Source organism: Polaribacter sp. KT 15 (assembly GCF_900143115.1).
Classification (GTDB): Bacteria; Bacteroidota; Bacteroidia; order Flavobacteriales; family Flavobacteriaceae; genus Polaribacter; species Polaribacter marinaquae.
This window is the reverse complement of record NZ_LT670850.1, coordinates 2,687,665-2,714,222: the sequence shown is the minus strand read 5'-3', so window position 1 is coordinate 2,714,222 and position 26,558 is coordinate 2,687,665. Positions and strand designations below refer to the sequence as shown.

The following is a 26,558-nucleotide window of genomic DNA, read 5'->3' as shown; positions in this document are numbered from 1 at the left end:
TGATTATTCTTTTTTTAACTAAAAATTAGCCTTAAACTTTCAATAATATAATTCTTAATATAAAATATATTTTGCAAATTTGCATTGATAAAAATTACAACAATATATTATGCCTTCAATATCTAATAAAGGAATACAAATGCCAGAATCGCCAATTAGAAAATTGGTACCATATGCAGAAGATGCTAAGAAAAGAGGAGTTAAGGTTTTTCATTTAAATATAGGTCAACCAGATATTAAAACACCTCAAGTAGCTTTAGATGCTGTTAAAAACAATACTATAGAAACACTTTCTTATGCAAGATCTGAAGGTTCTGAAGAATACAGAAATAAGTTAGCAAACTATTATGTAAAGAATAAGATACCAGTTAACTCAAGCAATATAGTAGTTACAACAGGTGGTTCAGAAGCATTATTATTTACAATTGGAAGTATTACAGATCCAGGAGACGAAATTATTATTCCAGAACCATTTTACGCAAACTACAATGGTTTTTCTACAGCTTCTGGCGTAAGTGTTGTACCCGTTATTTCTAGTATAGATGACAATTTTGCACTACCAAAAATAGAAGATTTCGAGAAATTAATTACAGCTAAAACCAAAGCTATATTAATATGTAACCCAGGTAACCCAACCGGTTATTTATATTCTGAAGAAGAAATTAAAAAATTAAAAGAAATTGTTTTAAAACACGATTTATTTTTAATTGCTGATGAAGTTTATAGAGAATTTACTTACGATGGTTTAAATCACACATCTGTACTTTCTATCGATGGGTTAGAAAATAATGCAATTGTAATAGATTCTGTATCTAAAAGATATAGTATGTGTGGTGCAAGAATTGGTTGTATTGTATCAAAAAATGAAGAATTTATAAAAACTGCGGTAAAATTTGCACAAGCAAGATTAAGCCCGCCAACATATGCATTAATTGCAAGTGAAGCTGCATTAGATACGCCACAGTCTTATTTTGATGATGTGAAAGAAGAATATGTTTCTAGAAGAAATATTTTAATTTCTGAATTGCAAAAAATTGATGGTGTAAAAGTTGCGAACCCAAAAGGAGCTTTTTATTGTGTTGCAGAATTACCCGTAAAAGATTCTGATCATTTTGCGCAATGGATTCTTGAAAGCTTTAATCATAATAACGAAACAGTTATGGTGGCACCAGCAAGCGGCTTTTATTCTACTGCTGGCGAAGGAAAAAATCAAGTAAGAATTGCTTATGTATTAAATGAAAAAGATTTAAAAAGATCTGTAGAAATTTTAGCAGAAGCATTAAAACAATACCAAAACTAGTTGAATATTCAACAAAACATATCCTTAAAAAAATATAATACGTTTGGCATTTCTGTAAATGCCAAACGCTTTATATCTGTAGATTCTGTTTATTTATTGCAACAAATTTTAAAGCAAGAAAAAGATATTTTTTTAATTTCTGGTGGTAGCAATATGTTACTTACTAAAGATATTGAAAAACTAGTTGTTCATATAGCTTTTAAAGGTATTTCTATTGATAGAGAAGATGAAAACAATGTTTATTTAACTGTTAATGCAGGAGAAAATTGGCACGAATTTGTCTTATGGACTATTAATAATGATTTTGGTGGTATAGAAAATTTATCTTTAATCCCTGGAAATGTTGGCACATGCCCAATTCAGAATATTGGTGCATACGGAGTTGAAGTTAAAGATGTAATTACTAAAGTTGAAGCCTTAGAAATTGAAACAGGAAAACTAGTTAGTTTTTCTAACGAAGTTTGTGATTTTGGCTACAGAAACTCAATATTTAAAAACGAAGAAAAAGGTAAGTACATTATTATAGCAGTTAGCTTTAAGCTTACAAAAAACAAGCATACTTTAAATACTTCTTATGGAGCAATTGAAACTGAACTTGAAGCAAAAAATATAGTTTCACCAAGTCTACAAGATGTTTCTAATGCAGTAATTGCCATAAGAAAATCTAAATTACCAGATCCTAAAGAAATTGGTAACAGTGGTAGCTTTTTTAAGAACCCTGTAATTTCTAAAGATCAATTCTTAGAACTTCAAAAAGAAAACCCAAACATACCTAATTACCCAGTTTCCGATACAGAAATTAAAGTTCCTGCAGGTTGGTTAGTAGAACAAAGTGGTTTTAAAGGAAAACGTTTTGGAGATGCTGGTATACATGAAAAACAAGCATTAGTTTTAGTAAATTACGGTAATGCTTCTGGTAAAGAAATTTATTTATTAGCTCAAAAAATTCAAGAAAAAGTATTTAAAAACTTCGGAATTTCATTGGAAATTGAAGTGAATGTTATTGCATAAAAAAAGCCTCATTGTTTTAATTATGAGACTTTTTAGTTTTAAACATTCCCGCGTTTAACCTAATATTAATTCCCTTTTTTGCTTTTTATAAAGTACAATTGAAACAATTACAAAAACAAAGAACAAAATAAAAAAAGCATTTAATTTTACTTCTGTTTTATTTTTATTTATTGATTTTTCAATAAGTTGATTTCCTTCAGTTTTTAATTCTAAACTATAATTATTATCAGAATTAATAACAAATTTCTTTTTACTAAAACCTTCTTTCAAAATAACCAATGCACTCTTACTTTTATAAATATTTTGAAAAGAGGTGTTTTTTACTACTAAATCTTTTATTTCTTCGGGAATTGTATCAACTTCAAAAACAACATTTGTTTCGTGTCCTAATTTTACAAATCCTTTTTTTAATAACAAAGATTGATTACCATTAAAAACTAATGAAATATTTTTACGCAAATGCGCTAAAACCATTTCTCTAAATTCTTCTGGACTCTTATATGGTGTCTTAGCATAATGTATTTTTATTTCTTGCTGAAAAGCTGTTAAAGGTGCTCTTACCTGAAGAATCCAAGTGTTATTTTCTTTTTCAACCAAAACAACTGTAGATAAATCTACTTGATGTGCTTTTATCAAATTTGAAAATAAAAAAAAACTTAAAATAGTGAAATATCTAATCATCTTATAATTTTATAAAGCGTACGCTCCTTTTAAACAATCTATAAAACTATTTGTTCCAGGAGCTGCAACATGATAATGATATCCTCTTGTTTCATCTGAATGCCCTCTACAACTATCTAAATCTGTTGGTTCATTTCCATCTTCATCCAACTGTGCATATAATCCATGTCCATCTATTGCATAACCAATCATTGGTGCATGACCATCTGTTTGTACAATTTCTTTAGACACACCTGTAGCTGCATGGTAATGATAACCTGCATTTAAGTTAATATGGCCTCCTGCATCATCAAATGGCGCCAACGTATAAGCTCCTAAAATTGCATCAGTTGGTGCTGGTGCATCAAATACAACACCGTTAAAAGCGATACCTCTTTGCGAAGGACCGTTACTTCCTGGTCCTGGTCCGCCAAAATTAACTTCACTAGATAATTTTACTGGCGTTACAGGAATTGTATATGTTTGAGATAAGTCTGTAACATAAGAAGGTAAACATTCTACACAAAAATTTTCGTATTCTACTCCTACATTTGGGTTTGCTGCATTTGCACAATCATCTTCTGTTTCTGTTGTATAAATATCTCCATTAGCATCATACATTTTCCATTTACTATCATTATAAAAAGTTGCCATATTTTTAATAAAAGTACCATCTACGTCATAAACTTCTCCATTTTCTAACCAAATACCACCTTTATCTGCACCATCAGCAATATTATCTGGACACCAAGGTCCCATTTCATGATCGGTTGGAGTATTTTTAGATACAATTTCATAACATTTTGTAACTGTTCCATCAGACAAAGTACAATCTACCGTTGTTATTGTTACATTATTTCCGTCAGTTAAAAAAAAGTCTGAATTTACGCTTATTGCATTGTTTGTCTCTTCTTCTATTATTTTATTTTCTTCTTTGTTACAACTGTAGCACGAATAAATTAAGACTATTAATACACCAAATGCCCAAATACTATTTTTCTTAAATTTTTTCATTCTATTTATATTTACTTTCAAATTAATAACTTGTATGTATTTTTTGACTATTTATAATCTTTATTTTTCTTTCTTTAAGGTTTTTATATCTTCAATCAACTGCATAACAGAATTTTTATTTAAACCGTTATAAATACCTCTAATGTGTTTGTTTTTATCAATTAAGACAAAGTTTTCTGTATGTAAAAAATCGTCTAATCCTTTAGGTTCACCTAAATTTTCTTCTACAAAATAGGCTTGCCTTCCTAAATCGTAAATTTCTTTTTTATTACCAGTTACTAAATGCCAATTTTTACCAATATTTTTGTCTAATGCGTATTTTTTTAATTGTGCAACCGAATCTATTGAAGGCGTAACAGAATGAGATAAAAATAATACAGTGGTATCGTTTTTAAATTTATCTGCAACTTCACTCATATTTGCCGTCATTTTAGGACAAATACCAGGACAAGTTGTAAAGAAAAAATCTGCCACATAGATTTTATTTTTAAATGTATTCTGATTAACTACACGACCATCTTGATTGATAAAATTAAAATCTGGAATGCTATGAAAATCATCTAAATCTGTATCTAAAGATGATAACCATTTAGGAGTAAAAGATGCTTCATTATAAAAAGGCAATACATCTACCCTACTAGACATTTTTTCTTTATTGTTACTTTTACAGCTTATCATAATGATAAAACCAATTAATAAAAAAATTCTTTTTAACATTTTCTATAATTTTTTCGTTAGATAATTGATAGCATAAATTAGCTCTTTGCAAACCAAATGCTCTACCATTTTTAGCTTCGTAGTTAACATATATCTTTCCATTTTTTAACCAAGCTTGTTGTAAACCATTCTCTTTACCATTTTTTAAGTTCTTTTTTTTTGATAATTGACCATTTTCAAACCAAACTTGTTCTATCCCATGTTTTTTACCATTTAGATACTTAGATTCAGAAAAAATTTTACCCGAAGAATAGTACTTTATTTTTGTTCCTTCTAAAACATTTTCATTATAAAATGATTTAGTTTTTACGGTACCATCTTTAAAAAACTTATAAGCCAAACCTTCTTTTTTTCCGTTATAGTAACCTATTTTTTCAGATAATGATGAATTACTATAATATTTTACAGCAAATCCATTAAAAGGTTTATCCATATAAAACCACTGCCCTTTTTCTTTGATTAATTCTAATTCATTTTTATCAACTAGAAAATTTTTAATTTCTTTTTTAGGTGTTGTTATAACAGAAGTTTTATTACAGCTACTAAGAGCTAGAATAACGATAAGTAATATTTTAGTTAACTGCATTTGGGGTTCCTTGATATGGTCCTGCAAAAAGTATGTACCTACCTGTACTTGCATACAACTCATTGATAATATGATAATGATATTCTGCAATATCTGTATGTTGCGTAGTACTTACATGTCCGCCAGAACTATCTAAATCTGTTGGATATGTTCCTGTAGAGTTGCACTTTCTACCATAAATAAAAAAACCATCAGAAATAATACCATTTAATTTATCGTCGTCATCAGAAAAAGCCAAAGGTTCTAAATGATAATGATAATCTGAAGGGCCAATGTGTGCACCTGAGTAATCTAAACTTCCTGCTGCAGAATCTAAAGGTCCATTGCCTTCTTGATCATTGTATAAAAAAGCACCGCTAATTGCAATACCAATAGCGCCTAATTGGGTATTAGATGTTGAGTTCGCTTTACTAGGATTTGCTGGAACGGTTAAAGAAGCAGAATTATCTCGCCCAGATGTATCAATTCTGGTTGGTGTCATTTTATCTGTACTAGTTACAGTTGGTGCTACATATAATGGATGATTTTCACTCCAATATGGTGTTTTATGATTTGGTAAACCCGTGGTTTCGATTACAACGTTAGAACCTTGTAAATAAATATCTGTTTCTGTTGTATCAAACTCTGCAAATGCACTATGAAGCGTTACTTCAACTTCTTCAATTTCTTCTACTGATGTAGTACCTTCTGAAGAACTACATGCAAAACTGTAGGATATAATTACTGCTAAAAGAGCTATTTTTTTTACGATTTTAAATCTCATATTAATGTATTTTAAAAGTTATATATATTTTAGATGCAATTAATTAAGAAAACTTGTGCTTAAGTTTATACTTTTTTTAGAAAAAAGCCTCGTAATTGCTTACGAAGCCTTTAATCAACTAACCAAACTCAAATCAAATTTTATTTTTTTTATTTTCTTTTGTACATATTTTATTAATTTCTTGGTCTTTCTCTTCTTTCTGGTTTTGGTGCATTTTTTAACTCCTTTTTAGATAGAAAACCATCTTCATTAGTATCGATTTTCTTAAAATCTTTTTTCAACGGACCTTTAGCTTCCTTTAAAGAAATTTTACCATCTTCATTAGCATCTAAATCTTTTAAAATTTTAGCTATTGATGGCGGCCCTTTTGGTTTTTCTCTTCTTTCTTCCTCTTGGGCATAAGTTATAGATGTTGTTAAAACTATTACTGCTAAAGATGTTACTATTTTGTTTTCTAAATTCTTCATTTTTATAAGTTTTTACTTGTTTTGAATATTTAGATGCAGGTATTAAAAAAAACTTGTGCGCGTTAACTTTATTTTAACAAAAAGCCTTATTTCTAATTTAGAAATAAGGCTTTTTGAATATAATTAAAAACAAAAATTATCTTGGTGGTGGTCGGTTTCCTCTATTTTGAGGTGGCATTCTACCGTCTCTTGGTAGTGGCATTTTATTATTGCCATGTATAGCTTTTCTAACAATCTTTTCTAATTTATCTTTCTGTTCTTGTGAACACAAATCACGAACCTTATTAAAAAAAGAAAATACTTCTAACTCTTTTTTACCTTCTAAAGAGCCTATTTCTTTAGCTATTAATTCTACTTCTTGTTCTAATGTTTCAAAAGAATTGAATAGTTTATTTTTATTATTTTTTACCTGTTCATCTAAACTTCTCATCGTTTCTCTATGAGACGTATCTAAAACCAAAAATTCTTTTTCTTGATCTTTGGTAAAATTTAATTCTTCTATTAGAAAATCTCTACCACGTCTTTCGTTTTCTTTAATGTGCGGTTTATTGATTAGCATAAAAATAAGTACGCCGTTTAAAACTACCAACAGCAGTAATATAATAGGAAGTAATTTTGATTTCATCTTTTATTAATTTAAATAAGAATTACTTGTAGATTCTAAAGAATACTCTTGAGAAAATGTTTCTACAGAGTAATTTGTCGTTTTTTCTGATGAATTAAAAGCGTAAAAAATAGTTACTGCATTTAAAAACAGAATTACCAAAACAGCAGCCAATTGAAATTGCGGAGTTAACCAAGAGAAAACCTTTTCTTTTTCTTCTTTTTCTTCATTTATTTTTTGAAGAACTTTATGTTTAAAATAAGGACTTACTTTTACTTTTTCTATGGTTTCTATAGCCATAAAAGTATCTTCAACTTTTTTATCTATTTCTTTATTTTTCATTTTTAACACTTTATTAAAATAAACATGTACCTATTTAGATGCAAACTTTTGTAAAAACTTGCGCCTAAATATCATTTTTATAAAATTTTGTTAATTTTTCTTGCAAACTCTTTTTTGCCCTAAACATTAAAGACTCAACAGACGATAAACTTTTACCTGTAATCTCTACAATTTCTTGATAACTTTTATCATCAATTTTAGCTAATGTAAAAACAACTCTTTGCGCTTCTGGCAAGGTATTTATAGCTTTGTATATAGTTACTGATTTCTCTTTATTTTCTAATAAAACACCCGGGTGGTTAAATTCTGTAAAATAGCTAGTTTTATCTAATGGCACTTCATTACCAAGAATGGTTTGCATAAAAGCAAAACGTTTTTTAGCATTCTTTTTTCTGATAAATTCTAAACACTTATTTGTAGCTATTTTAAAAATCCAAGTAGATAATTTAGAATCACCTTTAAATTTGGCGATAGATTTAAAAACTTCTAAGAAAACTTCTTGCGCAACATCTTCTGCGTCTTCTTTATTTGGAATAAAGGAGATACAGGTACCAAAAACTTTCTGTTGATAATCATCTATAACTTGACTAAAAACTTTCTGATTTCCAGATTTTAATGCTGCTATTAATTTTTCTTCGGTCAATAGTTTTTAATTTCTAATAAGTAAACATACAAAAAAAGACTGCTTTACAAAGCAGTCTTTTTTATTTAATCTCTAAAGATCTTTTATTTTGTCATTGTAACTATTCTCTGTGGTAATGGTGCTTCGAAACCTGCTTTACCTAAAGCTTCTACTACAGCCTGTCTAGTATCCCAATAAACATCCCAATAATTTTCACAATTAACATAAGGCAACGCTAATAACTCAACACTATTTTGTCCTAAATTATTTACCGCAACTCTTGGTTTGTTTGCACCTTCTTGTAAAACGTTTTTATCTTTATTTAAAATATCTAAAACAATCTCTTTAGCTTTCGAAATATCAGCATCATATCTAATAGCAAAAGGCATATCGATACGTAAATTACCAATTTTAGTTAAATTAGTTATTTTGTTAGATGTTATAGCAGAGTTTGGTATAATTTCTGTTTCATTCTGAAAAGTTTCTATAACTGTTACAAAAACAGAAATTTCTTTTACAAAACCAAAAGCACCGTTTGTTTTAATTAAATCACCAACCTTAAACGGTTTAAAAATAAGTAGCATTACACCAGATGCAATATGTCCCAAAGAACCATTAAATGCTGCACCTATAGCTAAACCAACTCCTGCCAATAACGCTGCAAAAGATGCCATTGGTAAACCTACTATACCTGCAATAGAAATAATTAATAATAATTTTAATAAAAAACCAATAGTTGTTAATAGAAATGGCTGTAAAGTTTCGTCTAAACTTGTTTTTTCAAATGCTTTAGAGACACCTTTCATAATTATCCTAATAATCCATAGTCCAATTATTAAAGCTGCTATTGCACCAATTAACTGTAAACCCCAATTTCCTAATCCAGAAGAAATTGTGTTAAAAAAATTTTGTAAAGAATTTGTAATTGTATCCATTATATAGTTTTAGTTTGTTACAAATATTTGACCCTTTAAAATTTAAAAAGTCACGATACAAAATAAGTATAAGTGATTTTTTAGGTAACAATTAGAATACGTATCTTTGCATTAGAAATATTATTTATGAAACTATTACTTATTACTTTAGCTTTATTAGGACTTGGTGTTGCAGGAATTGCAATTAAAATTTGGGCAAAAAAAGACGGTAAATTTGCAGGTACTTGTGCAAGCCAAAACCCAATGTTAAACAAATCTGGTGAATCTTGTGGCTTTTGCGGAAAAACGCCAGAACAATATGCAGATTGTGCAGAGCCTCAACATAACTAATTTAATTCTTTAAATGATTATATCTGTACTATTCTACAGTTTTGTAGTTTTTGCAGTACTTCAAATTGTATATTATTTATTTTTTACTTCTTTTCTTTTTAAAGATAAAGAACAAACAAATACTTTTAAAGAAACCCCTGTTTCTGTTATAATTTGTGCTAAAAACGAAGCAAAAAACCTTAAAAAATTTCTACCATCAATTTTAGAACAAACATATTCTAATTTTGAGGTTGTACTTATTAATGATGCATCTTCTGATGCTACATCAGAAATAATGGAAGATTTTCAAAAAAAAGATGATAGAATTAAATGTATAGAAGTCGAAAATATTGAAGCTTTTTGGGGAAACAAAAAATATGCTTTAACCCTTGGTATTAAAGCGGCCAATTACGAGCATTTATTATTTATTGATGCAGATTGTAAACCGGTTTCTAAAAACTGGATAACAGAAATGTCTAAAAATTTTAGTGAAACAAAAACTATTATAATTGGATATGGTAAGTACAAAAAAGAAAAATCTCTCGTAAACTTATTTGTTCGTTTCGAGACACTTTTAACAGCAATACAATATTTTAGTTATGCCAAATTAAAAATGCCTTACATGGCAGTTGGTAGAAATTTAGCGTATGCAAAATCTGAGTTTTTTAATGTAAAGGGCTTTATAAAACACATGCATATTAATTCTGGTGATGACGACTTATTTATTCAAGATGCAGCAAATAAAGAAAATACAAAAATTTGTACAACTAAAGATAGTTTTACAGAATCTTTGGCTCCAACAAATTTTAAAAAATGGTTTCAACAAAAAAGAAGACATATTTCTACTGCAAATTATTATAAGAAAAAACATCAATTTTTATTAGGCCTTTTTTATATATCTAAAGTATTTTTATTTGCAACAGCAACCTTGTTATTTATTTTATTTCCTAATTGGATTCTTATTTTATCAATATTGCTTTCCTATTACTTTGTTCAATTTTTAGTAATTGGTTTATCAGCAAAAAAATTAGATGAACCACAATTAATTTATTTTCTTCCTTTTTTAGAAATTGGTTTATTATTCTTTCAATTTAGTATATTTATAGCTAACTTGTTATCAAAACCAAATCATTGGAAATAGATATTAAAAAATTAGAAGCAAATATTTTAAAAGCTAAAAACGGAGATCAATCTGCTTTTAGCTTTCTACTGAACCTATATTGGTCTGATGTTTTTAATTTTTTATTAAAAAGAACAAAGAGCGAAAACGATGCAGAGGATATTGCAATACAAACGTTTTCTAAAGCTTTTGATAAAATAAAGTCTTTTGATGAAACTTATGTTTTTAAAACTTGGTTAATTACTATTTCTAAAAACATACACATCGATTTACTTCGTAAAAAAAATAGTTCTATAATTACAGAAACTTCTAAAGAACAAGAAGATAAAGTTTATTTGGTTGTTGATGAAAACCCAACGCCAGAAGATAAAATCATTCGAGAACAAAATTTAGCAAATCTTTTACGAGACATAAAACAATTAAAACCTAAATACCAAGAAGTTATACAATTACGTTATTTTCAAGAATTAAGTTATAGAGAAATTTCTATACAAATTAACGAACCAATGAATAACGTAAAAGTTAAACTTTTGCGTGCAAAAAAACTTTTAGCTGAAATTATTAAGAAATCTTAAGTGAAAAGATCTTTTTTACAATCTTTAGGACCAGGTTTACTATTTGCAGGAGCTGCAATTGGCGTTTCGCATTTAGTGCAATCTACAAGAGCTGGTGCAGAATTTGGATTTGGCTTAATTTGGGCACTTTTTTTAGTACATATTTTTAAATATCCATTCTTTCAATTCGGACCAAGATATGCTGCTGCAACCGGAGAAACACTTTTAGATGGTTATAAAAAATTAGGGAAAGGTATTTTAGTTGCTTATTATATTATAAACTTTACAACCATGTTTACCATACAAGCTGCAGTAACTATTGTTACCGCTGGTTTAGCTTCTCAATTATTTGGTTTTACAGATAATTTGGTTTTATGGTCTACTTTTTTAATGTTTTTAAGTATCATTTTCTTACTTATTGGAAAGTATAAATTACTCGATAATGTGATGAAATACATTATAGTAATTCTTACTTTTAGTACAATTATTGCAGTTTGTGTAGCTCTTTATAACACAAAAGAAGCTTTTGATGTAACACAAATTATACCTTCTGGCGCTGTAGAACTTACCTTTTTAATTGCTTTTTTAGGATGGATGCCTGCACCTTTAGACGTATCTATTTGGCATTCGATTTGGTCTGTTGAAAAAGATGAAACTTCTTTAATAAAAACTAAGAAAATAGATGCTGTTTTCGATTTTAATGTTGGCTATATCAGTGCGCTATTTTTAGGAATTTGTTTTGTACTTTTAGGAGCTATGGTTATGTATAAATCCGGGACAACTTTCTCTGATAAAGGAGGTGTATTTGCAACTCAATTAATTGAATTATACACAAAAAACCTCGGCGATTTTTCTTACATTTTTATAGCTATAGCAGCTTTTACAACAATGTTTAGTACAACCATAACAACTTTAGATGCATCACCAAGAGCAATGGATAGAACATCTAAACTTTTATTTAATAAATCGTTTAAATTTGGTTATTGGTTTTGGATTCTCTTCTTATTTATAGGTACATTTTTGATTTTACATTTTTTTATGGATAATATGGGTTTATTAGTTAAAATTGCTACCATACTTTCATTTTTAACAGCTCCTTTTTATGCTATTTTAAACTATAAATTAATAACTAGTAACCACACACCTAAAGAACACAGACCAGGTTTAATTTTAAAGATTTTAAGTTTTATTGGTTTTGCTTTTTTAATAGGTTTTACTATTTGGTTTTTAACAAGTATTTAATGAAGTTCAAGATTTTACTTTTTTTACTTTTCAATTTTCAATGTTTAAACTCTCAAGTAACAAATTGGGGTTTTTATGATTTAGATTCAATTATATCGGTTGAAATGCCAGATGCTGTTTATGAGTTTGATACAATTATTGAATCAAACAAAATATATCAAATGTACTCTACAATTAATGAATCAAATTTTATAGCCCAGAAATTTTATTTGGATAACTCATTAGACTTAAAATTACCTACATCTAAGAAAGAATTAAATTCCTTTTATATGGATTTAGCAGAGGTTTTAAACTTATTAATTAGTTCAAATGAAATAATAGAAAGTAAATTAATTCATGAAAACATAGAAGGATATAAATTAAGTTTTTCTGATAAGAAAAATATTAACTATCAAGAAATAATTCTGTATTTCTTAAATAACAATTTATATATTTTTATCTATAGAGATGCAAATGGCTTAAATAACTTTAATAAGTCTAAGTTTTTTAATTCCATTGAATTTAATCAAAAGACTGACATTAATCAGTATATAGAAAAAAAAGTTCCTTTAAAATTTAAATTATTTATTGCACTAATTGCAATTTTAATTCTTTCTTATATTGTTAGATTTACTTCAAAAAAGAATACTAAATACTAAATTTTACTATTTGGTTTTTAACAAGTATTTAAATCTTTTCTTCGTAAATTTGCATTTCAAATTCAATAGAAATGGCAATAGAATCTGTAATAGTACCAGAAAGACCAAAAAAACCAAAATGGCTTCGAGTAAAGTTGCCTGTTGGTAAAAAATACACAGAACTTAGAGGTTTAGTAGATAAATATAAATTAAACACAATTTGTACGAGTGGTAGCTGCCCAAACATGGGAGAATGTTGGGGAGAAGGAACTGCAACTTTTATGATTTTAGGTAATATTTGTACACGATCTTGCGGATTTTGTGGTGTAAAAACAGGAAGACCAGAAACAGTAGAATGGGATGAACCAGAAAAAGTTGCTCGCTCTATAAAAATAATGAGCATCAAACATGCAGTAATTACATCTGTAGATAGAGATGATTTGAAAGATGGAGGTTCTATTATTTGGGCAGAAACTGTAGATGCAATTAGAAGAGCAAATCCTAAAACTACTTTAGAAACTTTAATTCCAGATTTTCAAGGAAATACAAAACAAATAGATCGAATTATAGAGGTTGCACCAGAAGTTGTATCTCACAATATGGAAACGGTTAGAAGGTTAACTAGAGAAGTTAGAATTCAGGCTAAATATGATCGAAGTTTAGGTGTTTTAAAGTATTTAAAAGAAAACGGAATGAGAACTAAAACAGGTTTAATGCTTGGTTTAGGTGAAACTGAAGAAGAAGTAATACAAACAATGAAAGATTTACGTGAAGTAAATTGTGACATCATTACGATTGGACAGTATTTACAACCAACAAAAAAACATTTACCTGTTAAAGAATTTATTACGCCAGAACAGTTTAAAAAGTATGAAACTTTAGGTTTAGAAATGGGCTTTATGTTTGTAGAAAGTGGTGCATTAGTAAGATCTTCTTACAAAGCACATAAACACGCTAATTAATTTAGTTGAGTTTTAAACGAAAAATTATTTATATCACAATAATAAACGAAAAACCAAAACGATTCTCTAAAAAGAATCGTTTTTTTATTGCTGAAAATATAAAAATCATATTTTATTAACATTTTTCAACACTAATTTAAAGTTTGGCACAGTAGTTGCAATTATAAAAATGAAAGCAACGTAGTAAACTGTTTTCATTGTGTAAATTATTTGAATTAGTTAGTTAAAAAAAACCATCTCTTAATAGAGATGGTTTTTTAATTTTAATAATATAAGTAATTATATTGTTTCTTTAGATTGAATTTCTTTTGCTACTTTTTCAACCTCATCTAAAACTCTTAATAAATTCCCGTTCCATAATTGTGCAATTTGCGGTTCTGTATAACCTCTTTTTACCAACTCTAAAGTTACATTTAAAGTTTCCGACGCATCATTCCAACCATCTACTCCTCCTCCACCGTCAAAATCTGAACTGATACCAACGTGATCAATTCCTATTTTACTTATTAAATAGTCTATATGATCTACAAAATCTGATACATTAACTGGTGAAACATCAGAAGACTTCATTTTCTCTTTCGCTTCTGCAGATAATTTTCTGTAAGTAGCAATAAAAGCATCTCTTTTTTCTGGACTTAACTTTCTTGCTTCTGCCCAAGTCATCATTTCTTCTCCTTGTGCTGCAGCTAATTCTTTTATTACTTTATTTAATTCTTCTTTATAAACTTTATCTTTTTCTGTATTTACATAAGAACTAAAAGCAACAGTTTGTACAACTCCTCCGTTCTCTTTCATCCATTGTAATTGTTCATCATCTAAATTTCTACTATGATTACATAATGCTCTTGCAGAAGAATGAGAGGCGATTATTGGCGCTTTAGACAAAGTAATCATATCTTGCATAGATTTTTTTGAAGGATGAGAAACATCAATCATAATTCCCCATTTGTTCATTTCTTTAATAACTTCTTTTCCTAGATCGCTAACACCGTTATGTAACCAAACATTATCTTTTTCTCCGGTATTAGAATCACACAGTTGACTATGTCCATTGTGAGAAAGACTCATATATCTTGCACCCAAATCGTAAAATTCTTTTACTCTAGAAACATCTGTACCCAAAGGATAAGCATTTTCTACACCAATCATTGCCACTTTTTTTCCTGATGCATAAATTTCTCTAGCTTCTTTAGAATTTACAGCCAAACCAATTCTTTCTGGAGCGATTTCTTTTGTTAATTTATGAATTGCGTTAAACTTACTCATTGCATTTTTATACGCTTTATCATAGCCTTCTTCCGTTAAATCTCCTTGACCTGTGTACACTATAAAAAATGCAACATCTAAGCCACCTTCTTCCATATTTGGCAAGTTGACTTGGTTTTTTAATTTTTGAGTATAATTGATAGAGTCTGTAAAATTAGCAACATTAATATCTACATGCGTATCTAAAGTCATTACTTTTTTGTGAATTGCTTTAGCTTTAGACAACATATTATCTGTTTTAATGTCCTCTTTTTTATTCTCTTTACAAGCAACTATTAAAGTAAGAATAAATAGAATTTTTAGGTTTTTCATTTTTTTGAATTAAGTTAGTTAATGCCTAAAGATATATAATTCTTTAAAAAACTATGTGTTAATATTTTTACAATTAACTATTTGTATTTATTAATCATCAATAAAAATCAACTTTAAACTAAAAATATTCAATAAAACCGTTTAAAGTATTTCTTTTTTAAACAATCATCAAAAAAAAAGAGCTTTCTGAATAGAAAGCTCTTTTTGTAATTTTATATTATAATTTTAAATAGCACTTATAATATCATACTTTGTAATTATATGATGGTTGCCATTTTCTAAAGCCACTAATACAGCTTGATTGTCTTTATTTATCAATTTAGAAATCTCTTCTAATTTTGCAGATTTCTCTACAATAGGATATGATTTACCCATAATATCTTTAATAGGTTTATCTGCAATATCTTTATCTGAAATAAAATTGTGTAATAAAACAGATTCATCTATAGATCCAACAAAACCATTAACATCTTTTACAGGAATTTGAGAAATTTTAAAATCTCGCATTCTTTCGATTGCATGAGAAACTAATTCTTCTGTTTGTGCTGTAACTAAAGGTTTATCAGAATGATTTTTAATTAAATCTGCTGCTGTTTTAATTTCATCTTCTAAAAAACCTCTTTCGCGCATCCAATCATCATTAAACATTTTACCAACGTATCTACTACCGTGATCGTGAAACAGAACAACTACAACATCATCTTTAGTAAAATGTTCTTTTAATTGCAACATCCCTTTAATTGCAGAACCTGCAGAGTTACCAACAAAAATACCTTCTTCTTTTGCAATTTTTCTTGTGTAAACTGCGGCATCTTTATCGGTTACTTTTGTAAAACCATCAATTAATGAAAAGTCTACATTTTTTGGCAAAATATCTTCACCAATACCCTCTGTGATATAAGGATAAATTTCATTCTCATCAAAAATACCCGTTTCATGATATTTTTTAAACACAGAACCGTAAGTATCTATTCCCCAAATTTTAATATTTGGATTTTTCTCTTTTAAATATTTAGCTGTACCCGAAATAGTACCTCCGGTACCAACACCAACTACAAAATGAGTTATTTTACCAGCTGTTTGTTCCCAAATTTCTGGCCCAGTTTGCTCGTAATGTGCTGTTGCATTACTTGGGTTATCGTATTGATTTACATACCAAGAATTTGGTGTTTCTGCTCCTAATCGTTTAGAAACCGAATAATAAGATCTTGGATCTTCTGGCTCTACATTAGTTGGACAAACAATTACTTCTGCACCAACTGCACGTAAAATATCCATTTTCTCTTTAGATTGTTTATCAGAAATTACAAAAATACATTTGTACCCTTTTATAATTGCTGCTAAAGCTAATCCCATACCTGTGTTACCAGATGTACCTTCAATAATTGTTCCGCCCGGTTTTAAACGGCCATCTGCTTCTGCATCTTCAATCATCTTTAAAGCCATTCTATCTTTAACAGAATTACCCGGATTAAAAGTTTCTACTTTTGCTAAAACTAAAGCTTCTATTTCTTTTGTAACACTGTTTAATTGAACCAATGGTGTATTACCAATAGTTTCTAATATATTCTTTGCGTATTTCATGTCTTAAATTTCGATTACAAAGATACTTATTTTTGTGGTTTCCTTAAAAAATCAGACTTTCATTACTAGCTTTTAACATTTTTTTTAAAAGTTTTAAAGATTATTTAAAATACGATTTTAAATTGAAGATAAATTACCTATTCTTATTTGGATAACCTAGAACCGTTACTAAGTTTTCGAACAAAAAAATAAATAATAGATTCTATTATAATATAATTATAAATTAAGGTTGATTAAACTAACAAACTTCTATTATACAGAGATATAAAGGCATACCAATTGTTATATTAAAAGGAAATGTTATTGCTAAAGCCATAGGAATATAAAGTCCGGGATTTGCTTTTGGTGCTGCTAATTTCATAGCTGCTGGCACTGCAATATAGGAAGCACTTGCTGCTAAAATAGACATTAACAACCTATTACCTATTTCTTCTATAAAAACACCACTCATTATAGCTACAAAACAACCGTTTATTAACGGAATTACAATGGCAAAAGATAATGTAAACCATCCTTTTTTTAACAGTGCTTTTAACTTGCCTCCACTGGTAATTCCCATATCTAATAAGAAAACAGCTAAAAAACCTTTAAAAATATCGGTTGTAAATGGCTTAATACCTGCTGCTTGTGCATCATTGGTAAAATACCCTACAAATAAACTACCTATAATTAATATTACACTTCCGTTTGTTAAAGAATGATGTATAACACTTTTAAAAGAAGTTTTTTTCTTATTTTCTTTGTTATAAATAGAGATTAGTAAAACCCCAATAATAATAGAAGGCGCTTCCATTAATGCCATAACTGCAACCATATGACCACCAAACGGAATGTTAGACATTTCTAAAAAAGATATTGTTGTTACAAAAGTAACGGCGCTTACAGAACCATAAGCAGCCGCAATGGCTCCTGCATTTTCTACACTTAACTTTAATCTTAAAATAAAATAAGTATAAAGCGGAACTATTAATGCTAATAATACACCAAAAAGTAAAGACCAAATTATTTCTGATGTAATAATACTATGTGCTAATTCTTGCCCGCCTTTAAAACCAATAGCAAGTAATAAGTAAAGTGATATAAATTTTGACGAGTTCTCTGGTATTTTTAAATCGCTTTTTAAATTAACAGCTATCAACCCTAAAAAGAAAAATAATAATGCAGGGTTTGTTAAATTGTCTACTAAATAATGTAAATCCATAAATTAATGTTTAAGCATAAAAAAAGTAGGAAAGCCTAATAATGCCATTCTTTCCTACTATTCAAATCAAATTAAAATAAATATTACTCTTCTACTGTTATATTTATGGTGCTCGAAATTTTTATATTTTTACCATTTACTTCTAGAGATCTTAAAAATGATTTCATGTCTGCTTGATCATCTATTAATTCTGATATTCTAGAATTGTCATAAGTACATTTATCATTTACATTACCTTCTATTTTTGATAACCTTTGTAACTTATGAAAGTTAATTTTTACGTTAACAACATTGTTTATAATCTTTAGGGCTTCACTCTTAGTAAAATTACCTTCAATTAGTTTTAACTGTTGCTCTTGTAATGTGTTTGTGTTCTTTGACATTTCTAATGTTAAATTTTCCATGATTTCTTACTTGATAATTGTGTTAAGTTTTGAGTTTTTTATAAAATAAATAAGTACTAAAATAACTTGTGATATAATTAAATCTTTTAATAAAGGACTTGTTGTTTTGTATGCTAATATGTTAATAGTTGCCATAGAAATGATCATTATAAATTGTAAAAATTTAGTTAATTGTGCTTTAGTTACCTGAATTACAACATCATTGTTATAAGGCTTAATTTGTCTTGATGGTTTAATTGCTGTTTGACTCATGGTTTATTTTTTACAAAGAAATAAGGTTTATTTCATATATTTTTATTTATATTTATTATGTTATATATTAAAATAATTTATGAATTACACTTTGCATCAATTAGAAATATTTAAGAAAATAGCAGAAGTAAAAAGCGTAACAAAAGCATCTGAACAACTTTTTTTAACTCAACCAGCAGTTTCTATTCAGCTTAAAAATTTTCAAGATCAATTTAATTTACCATTATTTGAAGTTGTTGGTAGAAAGCTATACATAACAGAATTTGGAGAAGAAATAGCAGAAACTGCCATTAAAATTTTAGATCAAGTAGCTTCAATTAATTACAAATCGGCTCTTTTTGAAGGTAAATTGGCAGGTAAATTAAAAATATCGATTGTTTCTACTGCAAAATATGCGATGCCCTATTTCTTATCAGACTTTATAAAAAAAAATGAAATGATAGATTTAACTATGGATGTTACTAATAAAATGTCTGTAATTAGAAGTTTAGAAAATAACGAATGTGATTTTGCAATGGTATCTACAATTCCTAAAAAATTAAATATAGAGCGTATTGCTCTAATGAAAAATAAATTATTTTTTGTTTCTAATAAAAATTACATTTTTGATAGAAAAAAATTAAAAACAGAATTAAATAAAACTCCCTTTATTTTTAGAGAACAAGGTTCTGCGACTAGATTAGCAATGGAAAGATATTTAACAAAAAATAAAATTCAAATACATAAAAAAATGGAACTAACCTCTAACGAGGCAGTTAAACAAGCGGTAATTGCAGGATTAGGAATTTCTATTATGCCTATAATTGGTATTAAAAACGAACTTCAGAAAGGAGATTTAAAAATTTTGGATATTAAAGATTTACCAATAGAAACAACTTGGAATCTAATTTGGTTAAAATCTAAAAACCTATCCTCTGTTGCAAAAGCATTTAAACTGCACATCGAAGAGAACAAAAATATTATTATTGAAAATAACTTTAATTGGTTTTCTAATTAATAATTAAGCGAACTTAATAGATTTTGAAGGGTTAATTTTTGTGATAATATAAGATGGGATAATTAACATTAAAAAACATAAAATTAATGTCCCAATATTTAATGCTAAAATTGCACCAATACTTATATGTACAGGCATTACAGAAACGTAATATGTTTCTGGATTTAATGTAATTAGTTTGAAAAAGTGTTGAGCACCAATAATTGATAAACCTATAATATTTCCCCAGAAAAGACCCTTTAAAATTAAATAAGAAGCGTTGTATAAAAAAATCTTTCTTATACTAGAATTACTACTTCCTAAAGCTTTTAAAATACCAATCATTTGCACACGTTCTAATATTAAAACAAGCAAAGCAGTAATCATATTTATACCTGCAATTAGTATCATTATTGCAATAATAAACCAAACATTATTGTCAAATAATTTAATCCAATCGAATACTGTTGGGTAAATATCTGTAATGGTTTTTGCATTAAGCGTTAAACTTACTTCGCTATAAATTTCTTCTCCTTTTGCTTCTATATCATCAAAACTATTTAAAACAACTTCAAAACCACCAACTTGGTTCTCTGTCCATTTATTTAATTTTTGAACTTCTCTAATATCTCCAATCATCATATTTTCATCAAACTGCATAAAACCAGAATTGTAAATACCAACAACTTGGTATTTTCTATTAGATGGAAGCTTATTTTGCCTAGATTTTAAAAATGACGCAGAAATTGTGTCATTTAATTTTAATTGAAGTCTATTTACAATTGTTTGCGATAATAACACACCTTTTGTTCTTGGTAACGTAAAATCTGGCAATCTACCCTCAACTAAATACTCGTTAAATATAGACCAATCATAATCCGAAGAAACTCCTTTAAAAACAACACCTTCAAAAGCTGTATCTGTTCTTAAAAGACCGCCTTTACTAGCATAAACCTGCACGTTTTTAATGCCATCGATATTTTTAAACTCCGGATAAAAATCTTGCTCGATATCTATAGGCGTTGTAGAGACATCAGAATTGTTATTATCATAATTTACAATTTGAACATGACCTTTAAAACCAGCCATTTTATCGCGAATTTTGATTTGTAAACCTGCGGCTGTTGCTACAGCAATTAGCATAATAATCATACCTAACGCAATTGCAGCAATTGCTATTTTTATTATTGGCGATGAAATGCTATTTTTATACTTTTTACCTGCAATAATGCGTTTGGCTATATATAACTCGTAATTCAAATTGATGACAGATTTTAAACCTTTCAAAAGTACATATTTATTCTTAGTTCTTTTACTGAATTTTAACCTGATTTCTTGTGCTCAGAAAACAAAAGTTAATCAGAATAACCATGTCAAAACTATTTCTGAAATTAAAACAGGTGCAGAAAGAACCGATTTATATTTAAATATTTTAAAAGGAAAAAACGTAGCCATTGTGGCAAATCAAACTTCTGCTTTAAACGTTTTACAAAGAGCCGAAGTTGCACCAAATGTAATGGGTTCTAAAAAAATAACACATCATTTAGTAGATTATCTTCACAACAATAATACAATAAATGTAAAAAAAGTTTTTGCACCAGAACACGGTTTTAGAGGAAAAGCTGATGCTGGAGAAATTGTAAAAGACGGTTTAGATACCAAAACAAATTTACCAATTGTATCTCTTTATGGTAAAAATAAAAAACCAACTCTAGAGCAATTAAAAAACATAGATATTGTTGTTTTTGATATACAAGATGTTGGCGCTCGTTTTTACACGTATATTTCTTCGTTACATTATGTTATGGAAGCTTGTGCAGAGGCCAATATTCCTGTTTTGTTATTAGACAGACCAAACCCGAATGCTCATTATATTGATGGTCCTGTTTTAGAAACAAGCCATAAATCTTTTGTTGGTATGCATAACGTTCCTGTGGTTTACGGAATGACAATTGGCGAATACGGACAAATGATTAATGGTGAAAAATGGTTAAATAACGGAATAGCATGTGATTTAAAAGTAATACCAGTTTTAAACTACAATCATCAAACACAATATAGTTTACCTATAAAACCTTCGCCAAATTTACCAAACGATAAAAGCATAAACCTTTACCCTAGTTTATGTTTTTTTGAGGGAACAAATGTATCTGCCGGAAGAGGAACATCTATGCAGTTTCAAATTTATGGTTCTCCTTTTTTATCGAAGAATAACTTTTCTTTTACTCCGAAAGAAAATGAAGGAGCAAAATATCCTAAACATCAAAACAAGCTATGTTTTGGCAAAGATTTAAGAGATTCTAAGAATTTAAATCAACTTGATTTGTCTTATTTGATTAGTGCTTATAAGCAAAACACTGCTAAAGATTTTTTTAATAATTTTTTCACAAAATTAGCGGGCACAAAAAAACTACAAGAACAAATAGAGAAAGGTTTATCTGCTGATGAAATAAAAAATACTTGGCAAAAAGATTTGAATGATTTTAAACTGATTCGAGAAAAATATTTAATTTATAAATAAAAAAACCATTTCATAAATTTTAAGAAATGGCTTTTAATAATTTAGATGGATAAAATTTTCCTTGATTTCATTAATAATAATTTATAATTATTATCTTTTTTTAATTTGTCATACCAAATTTTAGCTTTATCCTTTTCACCTATTTTATTATACAACGTAAAATTTAAAAAATTATAAAAGGTTCGATTTTTTTCTTCAATTTCACTTTCTTTAAATTTATTTTTTATTTTGGTTATGGCCTTAATGTTATTATTTTTTAAAGTATTTCTGTACACCTCACTTAACAAATATAATCTTTGAGATTCTTTGTTTTTGTTACCTTCTTTTTTAAAAAGGCTTTTAGATTTTTTTAAATAAACATTTGCAAGTTTTAAAAAATTACTTCTTACCTTTTTATCTAAAAAAATTGAAAAATCTAAATAACTTTCTGCCAATTCTAATGCAGTATCTCCAGATTTTTTATTCAAAAAAGAAACATATTTTTTTTGCATTAAATTAGTTTTTAAAGAAAAATTTTGCAGAAGTGATATTACTTCTGATTTCCTCATATAACTCATCTTTTGAAAAACTATTTCTCCTGTTGGGTCTATAATAAAAACAAAAGGTATTGCTCTTACGCCATATTTTCTAGAGAGACTACTTTCTAAATCAATGTTAATTTTTAAAGGAATAAAATTTTCCATCAATTCTTGCACTTCTGGCTTACTCCAAGATTCGGAATCCATTCTTTTACAAGGGCCACACCAACTAGCCCAAAAATCTACTAATATAAATTTATTTGTAGCTACAGCAATTTTCTGTGCATCTTCAAAAGATGTCATCCATTGATCTGCTTTTAAGCTGTTTGTAAATAATAATAGAAAAGTGAATGGTAAAATAATTTTTTTCATAGCATTTATTTTTTTGGATAAATATAATGCTTTTCAGCAAAAAATTAAATATTTGTTGGTTTTCTATATCCTTGAAAAGGCTGCTTTAACAATTCTTTTAACGAAGAATTTTTTACTTCATCAGGAAAAGTATCTACACCATACACAATTTTATCTCTATCAAATTTCATGTAAGTACCAAAAATTCTATCCCAAATAGAAAAAATATTTCCATAATTAGAATCTGTATATGGCAATTTATAATGATGATGTACTTTATGCATATCAGGAGAAACTATAAAATAACTTAAAAAAGTATCAAATTTTGAAGACATTTTAATATTGGCGTGTGTAAATTGAGTAAAAATTAAAGACATCGATTGATACATAAATACAATAGCTATTGGCGTACCAATAACAAAAACACCTAATAAAGTAAAAGCAAAACGAATAATACTTTCTATTGGATGATGCCTATTTGCTGTGGTTGTATCTACATTATGATCGGAATGATGTACCAAATGAACCATCCATAAAACAGCAACTTTGTGTTCTACAAAATGAGCTAAATAAGCGCCAAAAAAATCTAAAAATAATATTCCTAAAGTAACATATAACCAAAGTGGCATTTCTGGCAACAAATTAATAAGTCCGAAATTATTTACATCTACCCAATCTGCAGTTTTAAGCAATAAAAATGCCAACGAAAAATTTATAATTATCGTTGTAAATGTAAAAAACAAGTTTGGTAACGCATGTTTCCATTTTTTGTAATTAAAATTAAATAAAGGTACTGCACCTTCTAGAAGCCAAAAAAATGTAATACCAGAAACAAGAATTAAACTTCGATGAGAAGATGGTATCGATTCGAAATAAGAAAAAATAGTTTGCATAAATTTATTTTCTACTAAAATAGTGAAATTAAATTATGCAAATTTTACTAGTAAAAGAGTTTAAGATCTTTTAATTTTCTTGTTACCTTCTAAAGGCAAACGCTTTTTTAAGTTTTCTACAATATTATAGGTAGCAGGACAAATTGCTGTATTAGCAATGGTTAAATCTGTTATGCCAATAAACTTTTTACGGTTTGTATGCGGATATTCTGCACATGCTTTTGGCCTTACACTGTAAATAAAACAAGTATTATCGCTTTCATCAAAAAAAGTACAAGGCGCAGATTTTAAAACCATAAAATCGTCTTCATCTCTCTCTAAATATTGCGATGTAAATGCTGCAACCTTCATTTTTAGATATTTTGCAATACGTTCTATGTCAACATCAGTAAATATTGGGCTAGTTGTTTTGCAACAATTACCACAAGTTAAACAGTCTGTTTTTTCAAACTCTTTATCGTGCAATTCTTGCATTAAATAATCTAATCTTTTTGGCGTTCGTTTCTTAAGTCTCGCAAAATATTTTTCGTTTTCTTTTTTTGCTTCTTTAGCTAATTTTGGGAGTTGTTTCAGCATTTTTTCCATGATACAAAATTACAATTATTCTTCCGGAAAAATCACTCAGAAAAACAAATAAAAATCCTTAATTTTGTATTTCAATTTTATTAATAAATGAATATTCAAAACACCATAGAAACTAAAGTTAAAGAAGGTTTCTTAGCATTATATAATATCGAAATTCCGTCTGTAGAGTTTCAAGCAACAAGAAAAGAATTTGAAGGAGACATTACTGTTGTTGTTTTTCCGTTGCTACGTTACAAAAAAGGAAATCCTGTACAAATAGGAGAAGATTTAGGTACATATTTAGTAGAAAACGTTACCGAAATCACCAATTTTAATGTTGTAAAAGGATTTTTAAATTTAGTTGTAGACGATTCTTTTTACACAAACTTTTTTAATGCGATTCTAGAGAATACTTCTTATGGTTTTGAAACACCAAAGGCTAATGAAAAAGCTATAATGGTAGAATATTCTTCTCCGAACACAAACAAACCTCTTCATTTAGGCCACGTTCGTAATAATTTATTAGGATATTCTGTTGCAGAAATTATAAAAGCGTCTGGTAAAAAAGTTTACAAAACTCAAATTATTAACGATAGAGGAATTCATATCTGTAAATCGATGTTAGCTTGGGAAAAATTCGGAAACGGAGAAACTCCTGAATCTACAGGTTTAAAAGGTGATAAATTGGTTGGTAATTATTACGTAAAATTTGACCAAGAATATAAAAAAGAAATAGCTCAATTAATTTCTGAAGGTAAAACTGAAGATGAGGCTAAAAAAGAAGCTCCTTTATTTGTAGAAGCACAACAAATGCTTTTAAAATGGGAAGCTGGTGATAAAGATGTAGTGGCTTTATGGGAAACTATGAATGCTTGGGTTTACGCTGGTTTTGACGTTACTTACAAAAACATGGGAGTTAACTTTGATAATCTTTATTATGAAAGTAATACCTATTTATTAGGAAAAGATGTTGTTGCACAAGGTTTAGAAAAAGGTGTTTTCTATAGAAAAGAAGACGGTTCTGTTTGGTGCGATTTAACTGATGATGGTTTAGATGAAAAAATTGTATTACGTTCTGACGGAACTGCAGTTTATATGACTCAAGATATTGGTACAGCCATACAACGTGTAAAAGATTATGCAGATGTTGGCGGTATGGTTTATACTGTTGGTAACGAGCAAGATTACCATTTTCAAGTATTATTCTTAATCTTAAAGAAATTAGGTTTCGATTGGGCTAAACAATTACATCATTTAAGCTACGGAATGGTAGATTTACCTTCTGGAAAAATGAAATCTAGAGAAGGAACTGTTGTAGATGCTGATGAATTAATGATAGAAATGACAGATACTGCTAGAACTATTTCTGAAGAACTAGGCAAGTTAGAAGGGTATTCTGATGAAGAAAAAGAAGAGTTGTATAAAACGATTGGTTTAGGAGCTTTAAAGTATTTTATTTTAAAAGTAGATCCTAAAAAGAGAATTTTATTCGACCCGAAATCTTCTGTAGATTTCCAAGGAAATACCGGTCCTTTTATACAATATACGTATGCTAGAATTCAGTCTATAATTAGAAAAGCAAATTTTGATTATTCGAAATCTGTAAGTGTAGATTTACACGAAAAAGAAAAAGAATTATTAAAACAATTAGAATTATATCCTGAAACAATACAGCAAGCTGCTGCAAATTATTCGCCAGCAATTATTGCAAATTACACCTATGATTTGGTGAAAGAATTTAATTCTTTTTATCAAAATGTACACATTTTAGGAGAACAAGATTTAGATAAAAAAACATTCAGAGTTCAATTATCTAAAAAAGTTGCAGACACTATAAAATCGGCATTTTCTTTATTAGGAATTCAGGTTCCTGAAAGAATGTAAAAAAGTT

The 26,558-nt window shown here is 28.2% G+C and carries 30 protein-coding genes; 11 read left to right on the top strand and 19 right to left on the bottom strand.

The annotated features are described in order from the left end of the window. The first annotated feature begins 109 nt into the window (after nucleotides 1–109). Nucleotides 110–1,300, top strand: a complete 1,191-nt coding sequence (locus B5464_RS12025) for a pyridoxal phosphate-dependent aminotransferase (RefSeq protein WP_079738559.1) — start codon at nucleotides 110–112, stop codon at nucleotides 1,298–1,300. Further along, nucleotides 1,301–2,311, top strand: a complete 1,011-nt coding sequence (gene murB, locus B5464_RS12020; RefSeq protein WP_079738558.1) for a UDP-N-acetylmuramate dehydrogenase — start codon at nucleotides 1,301–1,303, stop codon at nucleotides 2,309–2,311. A 54-nt stretch (nucleotides 2,312–2,365) separates the two neighbouring features. Here the strand turns inward: murB and B5464_RS12015 are convergent, their stop codons facing one another. From B5464_RS12015 to B5464_RS11970, 10 genes are all read right to left on the bottom strand, one after another. Next, entirely contained in the window at nucleotides 2,366–2,992 is a 627-nt protein-coding gene (locus tag B5464_RS12015) for a hypothetical protein (protein WP_079738557.1), read from the bottom strand. 9 nt (nucleotides 2,993–3,001) lie between these two features. Continuing rightward, on the bottom strand, nucleotides 3,002–3,985 hold the full coding sequence (locus B5464_RS12010) for a YHYH protein (protein WP_079738556.1): 984 nt from the start codon (nucleotides 3,983–3,985) through the stop codon (nucleotides 3,002–3,004). 60 nt (nucleotides 3,986–4,045) lie between these two features. Beyond that, nucleotides 4,046–4,702 (bottom strand): SCO family protein, encoded by a 657-nt coding sequence (locus B5464_RS12005; protein ID WP_079738555.1) that lies wholly within the window; start codon nucleotides 4,700–4,702, stop codon nucleotides 4,046–4,048. Next, complete coding sequence (locus tag B5464_RS12000) at nucleotides 4,650–5,288, bottom strand: toxin-antitoxin system YwqK family antitoxin (RefSeq protein WP_079738554.1); 639 nt, start codon at nucleotides 5,286–5,288, stop codon at nucleotides 4,650–4,652. Before B5464_RS12000 ends, B5464_RS12005 begins: the two co-directional genes overlap by 53 nt. Then, entirely contained in the window at nucleotides 5,275–6,051 is a 777-nt protein-coding gene (locus B5464_RS11995) for a YHYH protein (RefSeq protein WP_079738553.1), read from the bottom strand. Before B5464_RS11995 ends, B5464_RS12000 begins: the two co-directional genes overlap by 14 nt. Nucleotides 6,052–6,224: 173 nt before the next feature. Beyond that, nucleotides 6,225–6,518, bottom strand: a complete 294-nt coding sequence (locus B5464_RS11990; RefSeq protein ID WP_079738552.1) for a hypothetical protein — start codon at nucleotides 6,516–6,518, stop codon at nucleotides 6,225–6,227. A 136-nt stretch (nucleotides 6,519–6,654) separates the two neighbouring features. Beyond that, entirely contained in the window at nucleotides 6,655–7,143 is a 489-nt protein-coding gene (locus B5464_RS11985; protein ID WP_154066970.1) for a hypothetical protein, read from the bottom strand. A 6-nt stretch (nucleotides 7,144–7,149) separates the two neighbouring features. Next, nucleotides 7,150–7,464: a hypothetical protein gene (locus tag B5464_RS11980; protein ID WP_079739022.1), complete on the bottom strand. Its 315-nt coding sequence runs from the start codon at nucleotides 7,462–7,464 to the stop codon at nucleotides 7,150–7,152. Nucleotides 7,465–7,528: 64 nt separating this feature from the next. After that, the gene (locus B5464_RS11975; protein WP_079738550.1) at nucleotides 7,529–8,107 is read right to left on the bottom strand and encodes an RNA polymerase sigma factor; all 579 of its coding nucleotides are present in this window, start codon (nucleotides 8,105–8,107) and stop codon (nucleotides 7,529–7,531) included. Nucleotides 8,108–8,190: 83 nt separating this feature from the next. After that, nucleotides 8,191–9,021, bottom strand: coding sequence for a mechanosensitive ion channel family protein (locus B5464_RS11970; protein WP_079738549.1), 831 nt, complete (start codon nucleotides 9,019–9,021; stop codon nucleotides 8,191–8,193). Between the two features lie 126 nt (nucleotides 9,022–9,147). Here B5464_RS11970 and B5464_RS11965 point away from each other — a divergent pair, with 126 nt between their 5' ends. From B5464_RS11965 to lipA, 6 genes are all read left to right on the top strand, one after another. Beyond that, nucleotides 9,148–9,351, top strand: coding sequence for a membrane or secreted protein (locus B5464_RS11965; protein ID WP_077808957.1), 204 nt, complete (start codon nucleotides 9,148–9,150; stop codon nucleotides 9,349–9,351). A gap of 13 nt (nucleotides 9,352–9,364) precedes the next feature. Beyond that, nucleotides 9,365–10,471: a glycosyltransferase gene (locus B5464_RS11960; protein ID WP_079738548.1), complete on the top strand. Its 1,107-nt coding sequence runs from the start codon at nucleotides 9,365–9,367 to the stop codon at nucleotides 10,469–10,471. Further along, nucleotides 10,462–11,025, top strand: coding sequence for an RNA polymerase sigma factor (locus B5464_RS11955; protein ID WP_079738547.1), 564 nt, complete (start codon nucleotides 10,462–10,464; stop codon nucleotides 11,023–11,025). Before B5464_RS11960 ends, B5464_RS11955 begins: the two co-directional genes overlap by 10 nt. Further along, complete coding sequence (locus B5464_RS11950) at nucleotides 11,026–12,246, top strand: Nramp family divalent metal transporter (protein WP_079738546.1); 1,221 nt, start codon at nucleotides 11,026–11,028, stop codon at nucleotides 12,244–12,246. Next, nucleotides 12,246–12,884, top strand: a complete 639-nt coding sequence (locus tag B5464_RS11945; RefSeq protein WP_154066968.1) for a hypothetical protein — start codon at nucleotides 12,246–12,248, stop codon at nucleotides 12,882–12,884. Before B5464_RS11950 ends, B5464_RS11945 begins: the two co-directional genes overlap by 1 nt. 71 nt (nucleotides 12,885–12,955) lie before the next feature. Then, nucleotides 12,956–13,825, top strand: a complete 870-nt coding sequence (gene lipA, locus B5464_RS11940) for a lipoyl synthase (protein ID WP_079738544.1) — start codon at nucleotides 12,956–12,958, stop codon at nucleotides 13,823–13,825. Between the two features lie 279 nt (nucleotides 13,826–14,104). Here the strand turns inward: lipA and B5464_RS11935 are convergent, their stop codons facing one another. From B5464_RS11935 to B5464_RS11915, 5 genes are all read right to left on the bottom strand, one after another. Further along, the gene (locus tag B5464_RS11935) at nucleotides 14,105–15,403 is read right to left on the bottom strand and encodes a dipeptidase (protein WP_079738543.1); all 1,299 of its coding nucleotides are present in this window, start codon (nucleotides 15,401–15,403) and stop codon (nucleotides 14,105–14,107) included. Nucleotides 15,404–15,628: 225 nt separating this feature from the next. Further along, nucleotides 15,629–16,987, bottom strand: a complete 1,359-nt coding sequence (locus tag B5464_RS11930; RefSeq protein ID WP_079738542.1) for a pyridoxal-phosphate dependent enzyme — start codon at nucleotides 16,985–16,987, stop codon at nucleotides 15,629–15,631. Nucleotides 16,988–17,225: 238 nt separating this feature from the next. Beyond that, the gene (locus B5464_RS11925) at nucleotides 17,226–18,188 is read right to left on the bottom strand and encodes a sodium-dependent bicarbonate transport family permease (RefSeq protein ID WP_079738541.1); all 963 of its coding nucleotides are present in this window, start codon (nucleotides 18,186–18,188) and stop codon (nucleotides 17,226–17,228) included. An 83-nt stretch (nucleotides 18,189–18,271) separates the two neighbouring features. Beyond that, on the bottom strand, nucleotides 18,272–18,592 hold the full coding sequence (locus tag B5464_RS11920) for a hypothetical protein (RefSeq protein ID WP_079738540.1): 321 nt from the start codon (nucleotides 18,590–18,592) through the stop codon (nucleotides 18,272–18,274). Nucleotides 18,593–18,598: 6 nt separating this feature from the next. Further along, nucleotides 18,599–18,844: a hypothetical protein gene (locus B5464_RS11915; RefSeq protein ID WP_079738539.1), complete on the bottom strand. Its 246-nt coding sequence runs from the start codon at nucleotides 18,842–18,844 to the stop codon at nucleotides 18,599–18,601. 79 nt (nucleotides 18,845–18,923) lie between these two features. Here B5464_RS11915 and B5464_RS11910 point away from each other — a divergent pair, with 79 nt between their 5' ends. Then, complete coding sequence (locus B5464_RS11910) at nucleotides 18,924–19,841, top strand: LysR family transcriptional regulator (RefSeq protein WP_079738538.1); 918 nt, start codon at nucleotides 18,924–18,926, stop codon at nucleotides 19,839–19,841. A 3-nt stretch (nucleotides 19,842–19,844) separates the two neighbouring features. Here the strand turns inward: B5464_RS11910 and B5464_RS11905 are convergent, their stop codons facing one another. Continuing rightward, on the bottom strand, nucleotides 19,845–21,080 hold the full coding sequence (locus B5464_RS11905; protein WP_079738537.1) for an ABC transporter permease: 1,236 nt from the start codon (nucleotides 21,078–21,080) through the stop codon (nucleotides 19,845–19,847). A 4-nt stretch (nucleotides 21,081–21,084) separates the two neighbouring features. Here B5464_RS11905 and B5464_RS11900 point away from each other — a divergent pair, with 4 nt between their 5' ends. Next, nucleotides 21,085–22,341, top strand: coding sequence for an exo-beta-N-acetylmuramidase NamZ domain-containing protein (locus tag B5464_RS11900; RefSeq protein ID WP_079738536.1), 1,257 nt, complete (start codon nucleotides 21,085–21,087; stop codon nucleotides 22,339–22,341). A 41-nt stretch (nucleotides 22,342–22,382) separates the two neighbouring features. Here the strand turns inward: B5464_RS11900 and B5464_RS11895 are convergent, their stop codons facing one another. From B5464_RS11895 to B5464_RS11885, 3 genes are read right to left on the bottom strand one after another with little or no spacing between them, the layout of a single operon-like run. After that, complete coding sequence (locus B5464_RS11895) at nucleotides 22,383–23,231, bottom strand: thioredoxin family protein (protein WP_079738535.1); 849 nt, start codon at nucleotides 23,229–23,231, stop codon at nucleotides 22,383–22,385. Between the two features lie 44 nt (nucleotides 23,232–23,275). Continuing rightward, nucleotides 23,276–24,103, bottom strand: a complete 828-nt coding sequence (locus B5464_RS11890; protein WP_079738534.1) for a sterol desaturase family protein — start codon at nucleotides 24,101–24,103, stop codon at nucleotides 23,276–23,278. Between the two features lie 60 nt (nucleotides 24,104–24,163). Then, on the bottom strand, nucleotides 24,164–24,688 hold the full coding sequence (locus B5464_RS11885; protein ID WP_079738533.1) for a YkgJ family cysteine cluster protein: 525 nt from the start codon (nucleotides 24,686–24,688) through the stop codon (nucleotides 24,164–24,166). 87 nt (nucleotides 24,689–24,775) lie between these two features. Here B5464_RS11885 and argS point away from each other — a divergent pair, with 87 nt between their 5' ends. Next, the gene (gene argS, locus B5464_RS11880; protein WP_079738532.1) at nucleotides 24,776–26,551 is read left to right on the top strand and encodes an arginine--tRNA ligase; all 1,776 of its coding nucleotides are present in this window, start codon (nucleotides 24,776–24,778) and stop codon (nucleotides 26,549–26,551) included. Nucleotides 26,552–26,558: the final 7 nt, after the last annotated feature.